This is a genomic window from Flavobacterium ponti (assembly GCF_042652765.1).
Lineage (GTDB): Bacteria > Bacteroidota > Bacteroidia > Flavobacteriales > Flavobacteriaceae > Flavobacterium > Flavobacterium ponti.
In genome coordinates, this window is the sequence record NZ_JBHSGW010000021.1 from 1 (window position 1) to 15,843 (window position 15,843).

Below are 15,843 nucleotides of genomic sequence, written 5' to 3' on the forward strand. Positions count from 1 at the left end.
AGTTGAGATGCTGAATCGAGTTCAGCATGACAAGATTGTGGGTACTCTTCTACGTCGGGATGACAAGATTGAGAGTAGACAAGATTGTGGAAGTGGTTTGCGTGGGATCCTTACAGGATGACAAGATTGTGGAAAAGAAAATCTGTGCTAATCTGTGTAATCTGTGGCAAAAGAGATTCTTACTTAATTACAAGTATGTGTTGAGATGCTGAAACGAGTTCAGCATGACAAGATTGTGGGTACTCTCCTACGTCGGGATGACAAGATTGAGAGTAGACAAGATTGTGGAAGTGGTTTGTGTGGGATCCTTACAGGATGACAAGATTGTGGAAAAGAAAATCTGTGCTAATCTGTGTAATCTGTGGCAAAAGAGATTCTTACTTAATTACAAGTATGAGTTGAGATGCTGAATCGAGTTCAGCATGACAAGATTGTGGGTAAAGTTGGTTTGTGTGGGATCCTTACAGGATGACAAGATTGTGGGTACTCTCCTACGTCGGGATGACAAGATTGAGAGTAGACAAGATTGTGGAAGTGGTTTGTGTGGGATCCTTACAGGATGACAAGATAGTGGAAAGATATGATTGTGTTTAAAAAAGTAATTAATAGTAAAAATTTATATAAAAAATGGCTTCAGGAATATTTGCGTTATTAGATGATATTGCAGCATTAATGGATGATGTGGTTGTGATGAGTAAAGTGGCAACCAAAAAAACAGCAGGAATCTTAGGGGATGATTTAGCAGTCAATGCTGAAAAGGCATCAGGCTTTGTATCGTCTAGAGAGATACCTGTGTTATGGGCAATTACAAAAGGGTCATTTCTTAATAAACTTATTATTTTACCGCTTGCTTTTTTATTGAGTTATTATGTGCCTTGGGTAATTACGGCAGTGCTTATCTTAGGTGCTGTTTATCTAGCCTATGAAGCAGCAGAAAAAATATATGAATATATAGTTCCTCATCCAAAAGCGGTTAGTGTAACAGAAGGGGTTGAATTATCTCCAGAGGAATTGGTAACACAAGAAAAAGCCAAAGTAAAAGCGGCTATACTTACTGATTTTATATTATCGGTAGAGATTGTTATTATTGCTTTAGGTACGGTTTTGGAAAAAACAATCACGACACAAATACTTGTGGTTACTTTTATTGCCTTTTTGGCCACTATTGGTGTGTATGGTATTGTGGCAGCTATAGTTCGTATGGATGATTTGGGTGTTGTACTGACCAAAAGAAAAAGTAAGGTTGCTAAATCTTTTGGTGAGCTACTGATAAAAACACTTCCGTTGGTAATAAAAGGACTTGCTTTTGTAGGTACTATTGCCCTAATTTTAGTAGCGGGTGGGATTTTTGTGCATAATATTGAAGCTGTACATCATGTCTTAGAAGGTTTACCAGCTATTGTTGGGGAATTTATTGCAGGACTTGTGGGTGGTGTTTTAGTTTTTTTTGTTATGAAAGGAGTTAAATTGGTTTGGAAGGCTGTTAAAAGGTAGTTGGTAGTTGGCAGTTTATAGTTTATAGTTAACGGTTTACAGTTGCTTAGTTTGTGGAAGTGTTTTGCGTGGGATCCTTACAGGATGACAAGATTGTGGATGTGGTTTGTGTGTAGTTTTTAACCACCTAGGAAAATAGATTTTGTTTGTTTATAATTAGTCGCTTTGCTTTGGATAGGATTCATAGTTTTGGTTGCGGAAGTGATTTTGAAAAAATTAAAAAATAGTAATAACATTAATCATTTATTATGGAAGCAGAAATTTTAATTGGTAACGGTTTAGAAGGGGAACAAACCGAAAATTATTTTATTTCAGAGGATGTGACTTTTCCTTTAATAAAACCAACTTGTAATATTGGTAATTTTCAAAGTGGAGATAAAATTATTAAAATTTGGAGTGATCAAGTCATTATTTACAATGAAAATAATAGAAATGATAGCTGGAGTGGAGCTGTTGATCTATTAAAACAACCACAAAATCAAATAATTCCTATTGTAGTTCCGGACATTCGTGGAGGATTGTTATCTGTTAAATGTTCAGCAGTTATAAAAGATAAGTTTGGAAGAACCTATTCAATTACAAGTAACATTGTAACTTTCAAAATTTTAGCAAAACAACCTGTTAAAAAAAATATTAGAAAATTAATAGATAGTGATTACTTACAAATAATTATTTATAAACGTTCAGCATTTGAGCAATTTAATGCTAACGGTGAACCAATAAACAACAAAGGCTTTGGTTTGTATCAAATTCCTAATCCTACTGTTGCAGAGATTTGGAACTGGAAAATGAACGTTGAAAATGCTGTAAGAGATTTTGAAGTTAGAAAAAATTTAGTTGCTAAAATACCTGAAAAATATAGAACAGACGACCCTGTTTTATATAAAAGTTTACCCGATTTTAATGATGATGAATTAGCGTTAGAAACATTACAATCATATGGAATTGGTAATTATCACATTCCAAAAAAGACAGGACTATCAAGAAAATGGAAATGGCAAGCTGGAGCTACTAATGATGGATTTGCAGAAGGATGTTTACAACTATTAAAAGAGATTTCATCTGGAAAAATACCAGTTGGTTGGGACTAGTAATAAAAGGTCTATAAAAAGAAAACATGAAAATATATTCATTTTTGCCTATCTCAAATAAAAATTCAAAAGTGTTAATTTTAGGTACGATGCCAGGTATTGCTTCATTGGAACTTAATCAATATTATGGTCATCCAAGAAATGCTTTTTGGAAATTGTTGTTTTCTATTTTAGATGAACCTTTCTCTTTAGATTATGAAGTTAGAAAACAGATTGCTATAAAAAATAACATTGCAATTTGGGATGTACTTCAAGCTTGTGTTAGAGAAGGAAGTTTAGATAGTAACATTAAACATGAGATACCCAATGATTTTGAATTGTTTTTTAAAGAGCATCCCAATATTGAATTAATTGTGTTTAACGGACAAAAAGCAGCACAGTTTTTCAAGAAGTATGTAAACTTGGCTGATGGGTATAAGCAAGTGACGGTTCCTTCTACTAGTCCAGCTAATGCAGGTATTTCATGGGAACAGAAGTTGAAGGAATGGAAAGTTGTGAGTTGTAAGCTGTAAGTTGGCAGTTGGCAGTTGCTTAGTTTGTGGAAAGGAAGTTATATATCCATTTAAAAAACAATTGTTATCACCTATCGTCAGTTTGAGTGGTTCCGATGCCAATCGGAATTGTATCGAGAACCGTTGCTATGGAAATGATTTGATTGTGGAAGTGGTTTGCGTGGGATCCTTACAGGATGACAAGATTGTGGGAAAAGTTCTGAGTTTACAGTTGCTTAGTTTGTGGAAAAGAAGTTATATATCCATTTAAAAACCAAACGTTATCACCTATCGTCAGTTCGAGTGGTTCCGATGCTAATCGGAATTGTATCGAGAACCGTTGCTATGGAAACTGTTTCTAAATCACGACTTCTCGATACTATTTTTAAGAATAAAACAGAAGTTTTCATTCTTAAAAATCACTCGAAGTGACGGAAAGGAAGATGATTCGTTGTTATAAGAAAGATTGCAATTCTTAACGTCAGTTCGAGTGGTTCCGATGCCAATCGGAATTGTATCGAGAACCGTTGTTATGGAAATGATTATTTTCCAGAAGATTTGGTATTAGATGCTTTTAATAGTGTAAAAGAATACTAAATTTACAATCCAAACTTTTAAAAATAAATTGATGCGTATTTTACAATATATCGGTGTTCGAATCATATTAGGTTTTGTTTTGTCTAATATGGTGTTCAGTTTAGTAGACCCAGATATGGAAAACACTTTTTTAGTAATTCTTTTGAGACTTGTTGTAGCTGGTGTTTTCTACTACATGCTTACTGTGTATGTGAATAGTAGGAAGAAGTTGTAAGTTATAAGTTTACGGTTTACAGTTACTAAGTCTTCAACCTATTCCCTATTCCCTTTTCTCTATTGCCTTCTCACTCCTAACTCCTAACTCCTAACTCCTAACTACGCAAGCACTACTTCTGATTTTGTATACTTATCTCTGAATTCTTCTAAGGTTAGCGTTAATTTTACAACTGCATTTTGCTGGTTATGTCCTTTTGAATTTTCCATGGTTATTTGTTTTTATTGATTGATAATTCTTTGTTGCAAAAATGCAACTATGACTGGTATTTGGTGTTATAGAATTATTTTTAAAGGTTATATAATTTTAAGTTATAAGTTTTAAGTTTACGGTTTACAGTTGCTTAGTTTGTGGAAAGGTTTTCAAGTACTAATGCATATTTTTTCAGTGCAATGTTGTTACCCTTTAGGTGTCTAATTAGTTTAATGATACCTTTATTTTTGATTGAAATTCGTAACGAATACTTAAAAAATACTACTAATTAGTTATCAATCAAAAATCAAATCATCATGCGTTACGTTTTAGCTTTCTTTTTCCCTTGGCTGAGTTTACTACTACAAGGAAAAATTATATCTGGTTTTATCTGTTTATTGTTGCAAATCACTATTATTGGTTGGATTCCTGCATTTCTTTGGGCTTACACAGCTTTAAATAGAATGTATGCAGATAGAAGAACCAATAAGGTTGTGAAAGAATTGAAGAGGAATAGGGTTTATGGGTAGTTGTATGTTGTAAGTTTACAGTTATAAGTTTACAGTTGTTTAGTTTGTGGAGCTACTTGTGGGTTCCCTCCTACGTCGGGATGACAAGATTGTGGAAGTGGATTGTGGAGTTACTAATAATCAACTTATCTCTTATCACTAATCACTCCTCACTAATACTCTTCACTAATCACTCTTCACTCCTCACTTTCTACTTAAAACTCCAACTTCAACCCAATAGTCGTTCCTAAATCATCTCTTTGGATGCTTACCTGTATGTCTTTGGTGTATTTTGTAGTAAATATGTAGGAACTTCCAATTCCAATGGCAGCACCGGCTAAGACATCAATGAAGTAATGATTCTTAGATTCAATTCTAGAAAAGCCTGTATAACTTGCTAACACATAAGCTGGTATTCCAAATTTCCATCCATAACGTTTTTGTAAAAATGCTGCACTCTGAAAGGTAATTGAAGTATGCCCTGATGGGAATGATTTGAAATTGGTTCCGTTAGGTCTTTCTTTTTTAACAAGGTATTTTAATCCTTCAGTGGTTACTCCATTGACTAAAAAACCTAGTGCAAATTGTTTGGATCCTTTGGGGTCTTTTTTTATGATCGTTGTAGCAATAGCTGACATGGGTAACGCATAGAGTAAAAGATCTCCTCCTTTTTCAATAGCTGTGCTTTGTTGTGCTTCACAATTAAATGAGGTAAATATAAAAAGTATAAGTGCTATATAAGATTTATGCATAGGTGTGTATTTCGTTCTATAAACGTTTAAGTTAAACATTCATTGTAATTTATTTCTTAAGAGTTCCTTAAATTTAAACAAGACTCCTTTTAACAAAAGTTAAAATGGTGGAAAACATATCAAATAAAAGTTTCATTTGATACTTTCTAAAGGGCTATGCAAGTTAAGTATATGGGTGATTTTTAGCGTTATAAAATTATTAGTAATGGTTTCAAGATTATGATTTGTGGGGTAAGTTTTGAGTTTACAGTTTGCAGTTTGCAGTTAAAAGTTCTTTAGTTTGTGGAGTTAATTGTGGGTTTTCTCACGTTAGGATGACAAATTGTGGATAAAAGTCATACGTTTACGGTTTCATAATCCCAGCTGAGCGCTCACCTTTTCTCTTTCAAAATATAATAATTCAAAGACAAATAGAAGACTACATTTACTAGACTGTGGATGTAGGTGTACCATTTTATGTTATTAAAAAAACTACCTGCAATTAGAGAGTTACTTTTAAATAAAAACAGAATGCTCAAGCCTAGAAAGAAAATAATAGGTGAAAAAATAAGGATGTATTTATTGGATTGAAAGAAGTAAAAATTCTCGTGTTTCAATTGGAAGAAACTTTCAAAAATAAAAAATACGCTATACAGGAATGCTCCTGCTAAAAAGGTGTAATAATTGAATTGCAACGGACCTTCCATGAACAAAAAGTTGAACATAGCAAACAAACAAAAAACAACCATAGTTGCAATAATAAGTCTTTTAGTCTTAATAATCATTTGTAAAATTCGAAACCAGAAAATAGTGATTAGTACCACTCTAAAAGTTGAAAATATGCTGTAAGAAAAACCCTTGATTTGTAAATAAGTATTGATTATCTCTACAACAGCACTGATGCCTACTATATAGAACAAGTATTTATTGATTCTCTTTTTTGTTTTTAGTCGGAATATGGCATGCAGAAAAGTAAGTAAAACAATGAACTTAATAATGATAGTAGGAGAACTAATTAATTCTTTCATAAGATATACTTAAAAAGGACTTTGATGAGGTTTGTTGACTGATTTATCTCTTTCTTCTGAACTTTTAATATTTAATTCATAAGTATTGTCAGGAAGAATCATGATGTTACCATTTAACCAACTGTAACGCTTGTTGTAAGGTTCTTGAACAAGTTTTTCTTGTTTAAGTTGAGTATTAGTAATGGAATTAGTTTTATTTTGACAACCTATTACTGTTGATAAGAAGCCTAATAATAGTACTGCATTTTTCATAGTAATTTGGATTAAGGTTATACTAACAAATGTCAGCATAAAACCACCAAATAGGTAAGGAAAAACACCCTATTTCTCTCAGCCTTTTCCCTATTAGTTACTTCTAAAAAATATAATTTGTATATCTTTGCGGTCTTAAATCAAAGAAATGTCAAAGCAAGAAAACACTACCTTTCAACCTAACAATACAAATTTATTAGCCAAAATAAAAAGCTTTCAAAACAATCAAAGTCAAGAGACTTTCATGGCTGTTTTAGAAGAGCTACAAGGAGATAATGCATTTTTATTAGTACCAACTTCTAGTCCTGTTACAGGAGAAAACCCAGAAAAAGGTTGGACTACTTTAGAAAAAGGAGCACAATTGTCGTTCACATCTGTTTTTGAAGTAGAAGGTAAATTAGTAATGGGAGTTTTCACTTCACAAGCTACTTTGATGAATTGGGCATCTGAAACTAAACCTTTTGTAACACTTCCTGCAAAAGAAGTTTTAGAAATTGCGGTGGAAAATAAAGTAAGCCAGATTATTATTGATAGTAATCAGGAGAGTATGTTTGTGTTGGGGAGAACGGTTTAGGGTAAGAAAATAGAGAAAAGAGAAAAGAGAATATACTAAAACCTCAATCTTCAGTTCGGATTTATCGAAATGTATTGAGAGCCGTTGTTATGAAAACGATTATCTATCACCCATCACCTAATTCCCATTACCCAAAAAAATCACTCCATTCCTCCTAAAAACAGTGTCCAAACTTCTTTTGTGGTGGAACCAAACTGTTTTTCAATGGGTTTAAAAATAACTTTACTGAATACTTCTATGCTACAACGTTGATTGCCTTCATTGATTTCTAAATTGTATTTAGTCGTCCAGAAATCAGCAGCTACTATAGAGTTCTCGACTTTTGTGAGGTTGAAAGTATAATTCTTTTTCTTTATTTTATCCAATAACTTATTTAATGGAATTGGTTTATTCTCTGAGGAGGTGAAGTCGATTACTTTGGGTTGTGCTTCAACAAACAAATTATAAATAGCTACTTTAACTTGTTGTTGTAAAGTGTCCGAAGTAGATGCATTGGCATACAATTCTAAATAATCATAATAATCTTCTATTTTAAAAACAGCACTTTCCTGATATGCTTTAATGGCTTGAAAACTAAAGTTGGTTTTAATGCTTACTTTAGATGAGGTATTAGTATTGCTACTCTGACCAAAGGTAGTCAGTGCAAAAGCTAGTAGTAGATATGTAAATACCTTTGTTTTCATTTTATTGTTGTATGATTCGTATAAAATTGATTTGTTTATCTGTGTTATTCTTTATTTCTATTACTTTCATCTTTTTTAATGAAGCTGTTGGAATAACTAACTTTTCAGAAAACTCCTCTTTGTTGAAATATTCAGCTCCTAAATTGTTTTTTAGCATCACAATGACTTCTAAATCATCGGCTAGAATCTTTTGCAATTGCTCCTTTCGGGTTTGCCAATCTTTGATGTCTGATTTCATAAAAGCCTTTAACATCATAGCATAATCATCAGGTTCTAAGACAATATTAGGGTGTGGATGAGTATTTTTAACCATTACTGTCTTATCTTCATAAAACGGGCTTTTAATAACCACTTTCGCACTATCCTTTGTCTTTATCTGCAATTCTGAATTGACAATTTCAATAGGAATTTCAGCACTGTCATTCACTATAACGGCTTTGATATCCTCTGTACTGATTTTATCATTGGTATAGGAATCCTTTACTTCTAAAGAATGTACGTTGTCTTTTTCAAAAATAAAGTCGTAAAAAATATAAGCTACTATTGATGTTATAACCATTAATGACAACAACCAAATTACTAGGTTTCTATTGCTTTTCTTATCATCTTGTTGAGTTACTTCAACTACTTTCTTATTCTTAAACAAATATTCCTCCCAACCTGAATACCCAACCAACTGTGAAAGGATATTCAACATGTCTTTTCGAGGTAACTTTTCGTTAGTTTCTGGTTTCAAATGGGTATAAATCCACTTTTCACTAACGGTTTGTTTTACTTGTGTTTCAATTAACTCAATCAAGTTCTGAATGTCTTGCGAACTGAATGTTTTCCAATCTCCTACAAAATAAGGATGATGCTCTTTATACACTAAAAGCACATCGTTTTTAAGATTTTGAAAAAGAGTTAAAGGATTCATTTATAAATTGAAGTCAAATGTAAAAATACAGCTTTAAATAGGTACTGTAAATCTACTGTAAAAGTAAGGAAAAATCTTTACAGTCAAGTGAAAGTTATTTTACCAAATCATTTTTTAAGTAGGAATGTACTATTGCAGTATTAAATAATTTAAAACTTAAAAATATGAAAACAATTGCAACAAAACACAAAGCTCTTTTCTTTTTACTCCTAACCTATTCGTTAGTCAATGCTCAGATTAGCGGTAATCAAGTGTATGGAAATTCAAGTTCTAATTATAATAATGCAGCACATAGTAATAAGACTATAGTAGTTAACAACAACGTGCTCTCTGTTAGTATTTCTATTTTAATGAATTCCAAAGCCGATGGATTTGTGATGACTTTAGGCTTAAACGAAGAAGCGGAAACCGTAACACTTTGCAATACTAAAATTAACTCACGCATAGATGGTTTTTTAGCCAAAATAAAAGCATTAGGTATCAAAAAAGAAGAAAGTTATGTAGACTTCATTTCCCAAACAAAAGTGTATGATTTTACTGTGGATGGTTCTACTGCTCAACAATTTGAAAAAGGCTTTGAAATAAAGAAAAACATCATCATTACCACTGCAAACATAAACCATTTAGAAAAAATAATCACGATGGCTTCCGAATACGAAATACATGACATCATTAAAGTAGAATATTTCAATGAAGATACGGATCAAATTCACACCAACTTATTCGAACAAGCATTAGAAATGGCAGATGTTAAAAAGGACAGATACTTAAAATCATTTCGTAAGAAGATTGTAGGAACTCCAGATGCGAATGAATCCTTTGAAGTGTATTTTCCAAAAAACCAATACAAAACATATCAAGCGTATGAAAGTTCAGAAATACAAACGCATTACAACAACAGAAATACCAATTATCTAAAAAAGTTAGCTAGAAAAAACAAGAGTTTCTATTATGATGGCGTTTCAAGTGCTGGTTTTGACAAAGTAATCAATGCCAATCAAACTGAAGTTGGAATTCAATATACATTGACGTTGACAGTTTCTTATAAGATTGATACCTCGATTTAGTTTTTAAACACGACTTCTCGATACTTCCTGATTAGCATCGGAATTGTATCGAGAACCGTTGTTATGGAAATGATTTTGATTGGGGAAAGTTGTAAGTTGTAAGTTGTAAGTTATAAGTTTACGGTTTTCAGTTTACGGTTGCTTGGTTTGTGGAAAGATAGTTATATGTTTATTTAAAAACCAAACGTTATCACCTACCTTCAGTTTGAATGGTTCCGATGATAAATGGAATTGTATCGAGAACCGTTGTTATGGAAATGATTTTGATTGTGGAAGTGGTTTGCGTGGGATCCTTACAGGATGACAAGATTGGGGAAAGTTGTAAGTTGTAAGTTGTAAGTTTAGGGTTTTCAGTTTTCAGTTTACGGTTGCTTGGTTTGTGGAAAGGTAGTTGTATGTTTATTTAAAAACAAAACGTTATTACCTACCGTCTGTTCGAGTGGTTCCGATGCTAATCGGAATTGTATCGAGAACCGTTGTCATTAAAACTTTTACTAAAAAAACTCACCATCAACATAATACCATAAATTGTCTTCTTTCTTAAAAGTAGATTTCTCATGGTGCACATGGGCTTGTTGGTTTTCGTTAAGATAGTAAGCTTTGAATTCGACAATGTTGTCATAAGCTTCAATAACTTCTAATTTTAACCAAGTATTCGATTTAGACCATTCTAAAATAGCTTCTTTAGAATAATTTTTTCGTTCTATAATATGAGTAGTAGCTACTAAATAATCAGCATTTTGCAATACATAAGCTGTGTATCGAGATCGCATTAACTGCTCTGGAGTGGTTGGAAAAGAAGTTTTTTTAAAGAAAGGTTCACAACAATCTGCAAACGGTTTATTAGAATTGCAATAACAGTGTTTCATTTATTGTATTTAAACTAAATCAAAAAAATATACTATTTAATTTTTAATTGATATTTAAATTTATTTTTTAGATGTAGACTATTGTTTAAATACAATTTTATTATAAATATCATTATTAGTATAAATTTTAACTAAGTAAGAAGAACTTGGTAAATCTAATAAATCAATATAACATTCATAATTATTAACACTCTTTGACATAATAACTCGACCATTTAAATCAAATAATTCTATTCTATCAATCACATTTTGCGAATTAGTTATATTTAATTTCCCTACAGTTGGATTTGGAAATAAAAAAAACTCATGATTTATATTGATAATTTCATTTGATAAACTAGGGCAAGTTATAATCGTAGGTAAATATTTATTAATAATACTATTATCACCTATTTGACCTTCAGTATTTTTACCCCATAACAAAAGAGTTCCATCTGTTTTTATAGCCACAACATGGTTATTTTTAAAATTAAAATAATTGCAGTTTGTCAGGTTAGGAATAATAGTTGGAATATTTTTGTTAATAGTATTACCAATACCTAATTGTCCATAATCATTAAGACCCCAAGACCAAAATGTACCATCAACTTTTTTTGCAATTGTATTGCCGTAACCACCAGATTCAATCTTACTCCAATTAGTAGCATTTCCTAATTGTGTCGGTATTAAGATATCGTTAAAATTTCCAACACCTAGTTGTCCAACATTATTCATGCCCCAAGACCATAAGGTACCATTTTGTTTAATTGCAAAACTCGAATGCCCACAAACACTAATATCCATCCAATCATTATCATTACTCATTTGTAAGGGTACATTACTTGAAGTTGTTGTACTATTACCTAATTGACCAAAAAAATTATATCCCCATGACCAAATTGTACCATTATTTTTGATAGATAATACATGATCAGTACCAATGTAAATTTTACCCCAATCAGTAGCAGTACCTATTTGAGTAAAAACCGAAACAAAATTTACTCCTAGGCCTAAACCTAACTGCCCGTTATAATTATTACCACATGACCATAAAGTTCCATCACTTTTTTTAGCAAAACTTTGTGAAAATCCTGTATAAATTTCAGTCCAGTTTGTGTCACTTCCCACTTGAGAAGGAATAGATATATTTGTTGTATTACCATGTCCTAATTGTCCCTGAAGGTTTCTACCCCAAGACCATAACGTTCCGTCGTTTTTCAAAGCTATAGTAAAATCTTGTCCAACACTTATTAAATCCCAGTCATTTTCTGAACTTATTTGTATAGGGATATTACTGTTCACAAATGTTCCATTTCCAAGTTGACCATAAGTATTACTTCCCCATCCCCAAAGTGTACCATCTGTTTTAATTCCAATGGTGTGTTCTCCCCCTGAGACAACAGAGTCCCAACACTGAGCACTTAAAAAACTTGAAATAAATAAAAAAAATAAAAGTAAAATCTTCAAGTTGAGTAATTTAATATTTTTCATAAAATTATATTTATTTTTTTTATTTAAAACAAATATACCTAAAAAGAATTAATACTGCCTTTTAATTTCTACAAACGATTTATTTGTAATCAATAAATCCCTTATTATTTTAATTTGTAATTCTTCCAAATTATCATATTTAATGTAATTACACCATTTATTTTCTTGTAATACTTCTTTGCAAATTTTAATTCGTTTTGCTGTTTCTGATGCATTTCTACACATTAATTTTCCGTCATAATCGGGATTGTCTTTGTGTAAAAAGGCAACTGTTTTTGTTTCAAAATCCACTTGAATATAAAACAAATTCTCTTGTTCGTTATTGGGATAAAAATCGGTCCATTTGGCATAACCCACTTTAGAACGAATGTTTTTTGAAGTTGTACTTGTCATTGCACTTGAATCTAACTTCCATCGGCAATTAGCAGCTCTACCCCAATGGTTGGAAACTCGATACAAACCTTCTTCCGTAAAATAATAACTGCTTCCAGATTTACTTGAAAAATTAGGTTGTAAATTTTTTATAGCATCATTTGCTACTTCTTTATAGACGCAAAAGGTATGTTTATGGAAATTATTCTTATGGTATTGTTTCATTTTCAACGCAAGAATTTTATTTGTAACAAAAGTAACTTTTCAAATTTAAAGATATGATGTATCTTTACAAAAAATAGGACTATTTCAATGAAAAATGAATTATTTGATTCTTACAATTACATTTTTGAAGAAGAGCTTTTAGAAGAAATCTCAAGAATTGGTATTCATAGGCAATTTAAAGCCAATGATTATCTTATTGAGATTGGAGATTACATAAAGTCAATGCCATTGCTTTTAAATGGAGCAATTAAAATTCTTAGAGAAGATGAAAAAGGAGATGAATTTCTGCTTTATTTTTTAGAAAAAGGAGATACTTGTGCTATGACTTTAACGTGTTGTATAGGGAAATCAAAAAGTAAAATTAGAGCCGTTGCAGAAACAGATGGAACTCTAATTATGATTCCTATTGAAAAAATGGAAGAATGGTTAACCAAATATAAGACTTGGAGAAATTTTGTTTTTGACAGCTATTCTGTGCGATTAAACGAAATGCTTGAAGCAATTGACACGCTTGCTTTTATGAATTTAGACGAGCGTTTATATAAGTATTTAACCGATAAAGCGAAAGTACTTGGCAAAACTGAGATTCAAACAACACACCAAGAAATTGCTTATGAAATGCATACTTCGAGAGTTGTTATTTCAAGACTATTGAAGGCTTTAGAGTTGAAAGGAAAAATAAAACTGAACAGAAACAATATAGAAATTTTAGAATTTTGAACGAAATATTCGGATATTTTGGAGCATTATTAATAGGGTTAATACTTGGTTTAACGGGGGGTGGTGGCTCTATACTAACGGTACCCATTTTAGTTTATGTACTTCTTATAAACCCTGTTATTGCAACAGCATATTCACTTTTTATTGTGGGAACAACCTCTGCCTTTGGTGCTACACAAAATTATTTAAAAGGTCGCGTTGATATTAAAATAGGAATCATGTTTGCTATTCCTTCTTTTATTGCTGTTTTTTTAACCCGAAGGTATTTATTAACTATGCTTCCTGACGATATATTAAAAATCAATGGTGTAGTGTTGACAAAAGATACTTTTTTAATGTTATTTTTTGCTTTAGTAATGCTATTTGCGGCTTATTCAATGCTAAAGAAACCAAAACTGAACTTAAAAGAAATTACGCAAAAGAAGTTCATTAGTAAATTGATTATGCAAAATATTCTTATTGGAGTTGTTATTGGGCTAATTGGTGCTGGAGGTGGGTTTTTAATTATACCTTCATTGGTTTTGTTTGCCAAGTTACCCATGAAAAAAGCAGTAGGAACTTCGTTGTTCATTATTACCATGAATTCACTTATTGGTTTCTTAGGTGATATTCATAACCCTGAATTAGATTGGAACTTCTTAATGGCTTTTACGTCAATTTCAGTAGTAGGAATCTTTTTAGGGATATATCTTAACAAATTCATAAATGAAAAGCAATTGAAAAAAGGTTTTGGTTACTTTGTACTTGCTATGTCGTGTTTCATATTATTAAAAGAATTTTATTTTGTGTAACAAATCGCACACTAAAAGCTTTTTAAAATTATTATTATTATTATTACAAAAACATATTATACAATGAAAATAGAACAAATTTATACTGGTTGCATCGCTCAAGCAGCCTATTACATAGAAAATAATGGTGAGGTTGCAATTTTTGATCCATTAAGAGAAGTTCAACCTTACATAGATAAGGCTAATAAAGATAATGCAAAAATAAAGTACATCTTTGAAACTCACTTTCATGCTGACTTTGTATCTGGACATATCGACTTAGCTTATAAAACAGGTGCACAAATTGTATTTGGTCCAACAGCTAAATGTGGTTATGATTGCTATGTTGCTAATGATAATGAAGAATTTAAAGTTGGAAATTACACCGTAAAAGTTATTCACACACCAGGACATACTATGGAAAGTACATGCTTTTTAATTTCGGATGAAAATGGAAAAGAGCATGGTATTATTACTGGAGATACTTTATTTATTGGTGATGTTGGTCGTCCTGATTTAGCTCAAGAAGTGGTTAAAGATTTAACACAAGATAAATTAGCTGGATATTTATTTGATTCTTTGCGTAACAAAATAATGCCATTGTCTGACGATTTAATTGTATATCCTAGTCATGGTGCAGGAAGTGCTTGTGGAAAAAACATGAGTAAAGAAACTACTGACACCTTGGGCAACCAAAAGAAAACAAACTATGCTTTGCGTGCAGATATGACAAAAGAAGAGTTTAAAGTAGAATTATTAGATGGTTTAACTCCTCCTCCAGCTTATTTTCCTCAAAATGTTATGATGAACATTAATGGCTATGAAAGCTTAGATACTATTATGACAAAATCTCATAAACCATTAACTCCAAAAGAATTTGAAGCTATTGCCAATCAAACTGATGCTTTAGTACTTGATGTACGTCATGAAAATGATTTTGTAAAAGAACATATTCCAAGTTCAATATTCATAGGTCTTCATGGTGGGTTTGCTCCTTGGGTTGGAGCTTTAATTAGAGATGTAAAACAACCAATTTTATTAATCACTCCAGAAGGAAAAGAAGAAGAAGCTATTACAAGATTATCACGTGTAGGATTTGATAATACTTTAGGGTATCTAAAAGGAGGTATAGAAACTTGGAAAGCTGCAGGTTTTGAAACAGATAGCATTAATTCGGTAACACCTGAAGAATTCGAAAAAAACTACAAAGAAAATATAATAGTAGATTCAAGAAAACCTTCTGAATATAAAGCAGAGCACGTTGAAAATGCATTGAACATTCCATTGGATTTTGTTAATGAGCAATTGGCTGAAGTGCCTAAAGAGGAATCTTTTTATATTCATTGTGCAGGTGGTTATCGTTCAGTAATTATGTCTTCAATATTAAAATCAAGAGGTTATCACAACATGATTAACGTTGAAAAAGGAATGTCAGGTATCAGAAATACGAATATTCCGTTGACAGACTTTGTTTGCCCTACTACTGTTAAGAAATAAATAAATAAGGTCTTATTTTATGATAAGATTATTAATTATATATATAATTTTAAATACATTTGCCAAAAATTAATTAAAAAT

General features: G+C 31.6%; 17 protein-coding genes. 10 read left to right on the forward strand and 7 right to left on the reverse strand.

Annotation, left to right across the window (positions count from 1 at the left end; translation table 11 throughout):
* Positions 1–627: 627 nt before the first annotated feature.
* The 5 genes from ACFO3U_RS07730 to ACFO3U_RS07750 all read left to right on the forward strand — a co-directional run bounded on the left by ACFO3U_RS07730 (position 628) and on the right by ACFO3U_RS07750 (position 4,609).
* Positions 628–1,494, forward strand: a complete 867-nt coding sequence (locus ACFO3U_RS07730) for a DUF808 domain-containing protein (RefSeq protein ID WP_379740161.1) — start codon at positions 628–630, stop codon at positions 1,492–1,494.
* A 248-nt stretch (positions 1,495–1,742) separates the two neighbouring features.
* Positions 1,743–2,585, forward strand: a complete 843-nt coding sequence (locus tag ACFO3U_RS07735) for a hypothetical protein (RefSeq protein WP_379740164.1) — start codon at positions 1,743–1,745, stop codon at positions 2,583–2,585.
* A 26-nt stretch (positions 2,586–2,611) separates the two neighbouring features.
* Positions 2,612–3,097 carry a DNA-deoxyinosine glycosylase gene (locus tag ACFO3U_RS07740; RefSeq protein WP_379740167.1) on the forward strand — a complete coding sequence of 162 codons (486 nt, stop codon included), beginning with the start codon at positions 2,612–2,614 and terminating at the stop codon, positions 3,095–3,097.
* Between the two features lie 607 nt (positions 3,098–3,704).
* Positions 3,705–3,887: a hypothetical protein gene (locus ACFO3U_RS07745; RefSeq protein ID WP_379740169.1), complete on the forward strand. Its 183-nt coding sequence runs from the start codon at positions 3,705–3,707 to the stop codon at positions 3,885–3,887.
* 509 nt (positions 3,888–4,396) lie between these two features.
* Positions 4,397–4,609: a YqaE/Pmp3 family membrane protein gene (locus ACFO3U_RS07750; protein WP_379740172.1), complete on the forward strand. Its 213-nt coding sequence runs from the start codon at positions 4,397–4,399 to the stop codon at positions 4,607–4,609.
* Positions 4,610–4,803: 194 nt separating this feature from the next.
* Here the strand turns inward: ACFO3U_RS07750 and ACFO3U_RS07755 are convergent, their stop codons facing one another.
* Together ACFO3U_RS07755 and ACFO3U_RS07760 are read right to left on the reverse strand one after the other, a co-directional pair.
* Positions 4,804–5,379, reverse strand: a complete 576-nt coding sequence (locus ACFO3U_RS07755; protein ID WP_379740174.1) for a phosphatase PAP2 family protein — start codon at positions 5,377–5,379, stop codon at positions 4,804–4,806.
* Positions 5,380–6,356: 977 nt separating this feature from the next.
* A complete protein-coding gene (locus ACFO3U_RS07760) occupies positions 6,357–6,599 on the reverse strand; it encodes a hypothetical protein (RefSeq protein ID WP_379740176.1) in 243 nt (80 codons plus the stop codon).
* 148 nt (positions 6,600–6,747) lie between these two features.
* Here ACFO3U_RS07760 and ACFO3U_RS07765 point away from each other — a divergent pair, with 148 nt between their 5' ends.
* Positions 6,748–7,173, forward strand: coding sequence for an SseB family protein (locus ACFO3U_RS07765; protein WP_379740178.1), 426 nt, complete (start codon positions 6,748–6,750; stop codon positions 7,171–7,173).
* 140 nt (positions 7,174–7,313) lie between these two features.
* Here ACFO3U_RS07765 and ACFO3U_RS07770 read toward each other — a convergent pair whose 3' ends face one another.
* On the reverse strand, positions 7,314–7,856 hold the full coding sequence (locus ACFO3U_RS07770; RefSeq protein WP_379740180.1) for a hypothetical protein: 543 nt from the start codon (positions 7,854–7,856) through the stop codon (positions 7,314–7,316).
* Between the two features lies 1 nt (position 7,857).
* The gene (locus ACFO3U_RS07775) at positions 7,858–8,772 is read right to left on the reverse strand and encodes a hypothetical protein (RefSeq protein ID WP_379740182.1); all 915 of its coding nucleotides are present in this window, start codon (positions 8,770–8,772) and stop codon (positions 7,858–7,860) included.
* Positions 8,773–8,936: 164 nt separating this feature from the next.
* Here ACFO3U_RS07775 and ACFO3U_RS07780 point away from each other — a divergent pair, with 164 nt between their 5' ends.
* Positions 8,937–9,839: an SIMPL domain-containing protein gene (locus ACFO3U_RS07780; RefSeq protein WP_379740185.1), complete on the forward strand. Its 903-nt coding sequence runs from the start codon at positions 8,937–8,939 to the stop codon at positions 9,837–9,839.
* A gap of 494 nt (positions 9,840–10,333) precedes the next feature.
* Here the strand turns inward: ACFO3U_RS07780 and ACFO3U_RS07785 are convergent, their stop codons facing one another.
* From ACFO3U_RS07785 to ACFO3U_RS07795, 3 genes are all read right to left on the reverse strand, one after another.
* The gene (locus ACFO3U_RS07785) at positions 10,334–10,708 is read right to left on the reverse strand and encodes a YchJ family protein (RefSeq protein ID WP_379740187.1); all 375 of its coding nucleotides are present in this window, start codon (positions 10,706–10,708) and stop codon (positions 10,334–10,336) included.
* 78 nt (positions 10,709–10,786) lie between these two features.
* The gene (locus ACFO3U_RS07790; protein ID WP_379740190.1) at positions 10,787–12,178 is read right to left on the reverse strand and encodes an RCC1 domain-containing protein; all 1,392 of its coding nucleotides are present in this window, start codon (positions 12,176–12,178) and stop codon (positions 10,787–10,789) included.
* Between the two features lie 48 nt (positions 12,179–12,226).
* Positions 12,227–12,775 (reverse strand): hypothetical protein, encoded by a 549-nt coding sequence (locus ACFO3U_RS07795; protein WP_379740193.1) that lies wholly within the window; start codon positions 12,773–12,775, stop codon positions 12,227–12,229.
* Positions 12,776–12,862: 87 nt separating this feature from the next.
* Here ACFO3U_RS07795 and ACFO3U_RS07800 point away from each other — a divergent pair, with 87 nt between their 5' ends.
* The 3 genes from ACFO3U_RS07800 (at position 12,863) to ACFO3U_RS07810 (ending at position 15,762) form a co-directional block, all read left to right on the forward strand.
* Positions 12,863–13,495 carry a Crp/Fnr family transcriptional regulator gene (locus ACFO3U_RS07800; protein WP_379740196.1) on the forward strand — a complete coding sequence of 211 codons (633 nt, stop codon included), beginning with the start codon at positions 12,863–12,865 and terminating at the stop codon, positions 13,493–13,495.
* Positions 13,492–14,286, forward strand: coding sequence for a sulfite exporter TauE/SafE family protein (locus ACFO3U_RS07805; RefSeq protein WP_379740199.1), 795 nt, complete (start codon positions 13,492–13,494; stop codon positions 14,284–14,286). Before ACFO3U_RS07800 ends, ACFO3U_RS07805 begins: the two co-directional genes overlap by 4 nt.
* A 63-nt stretch (positions 14,287–14,349) precedes the next feature.
* Positions 14,350–15,762: an MBL fold metallo-hydrolase gene (locus tag ACFO3U_RS07810; RefSeq protein ID WP_379740202.1), complete on the forward strand. Its 1,413-nt coding sequence runs from the start codon at positions 14,350–14,352 to the stop codon at positions 15,760–15,762.
* Positions 15,763–15,843 lie beyond the last annotated feature (81 nt).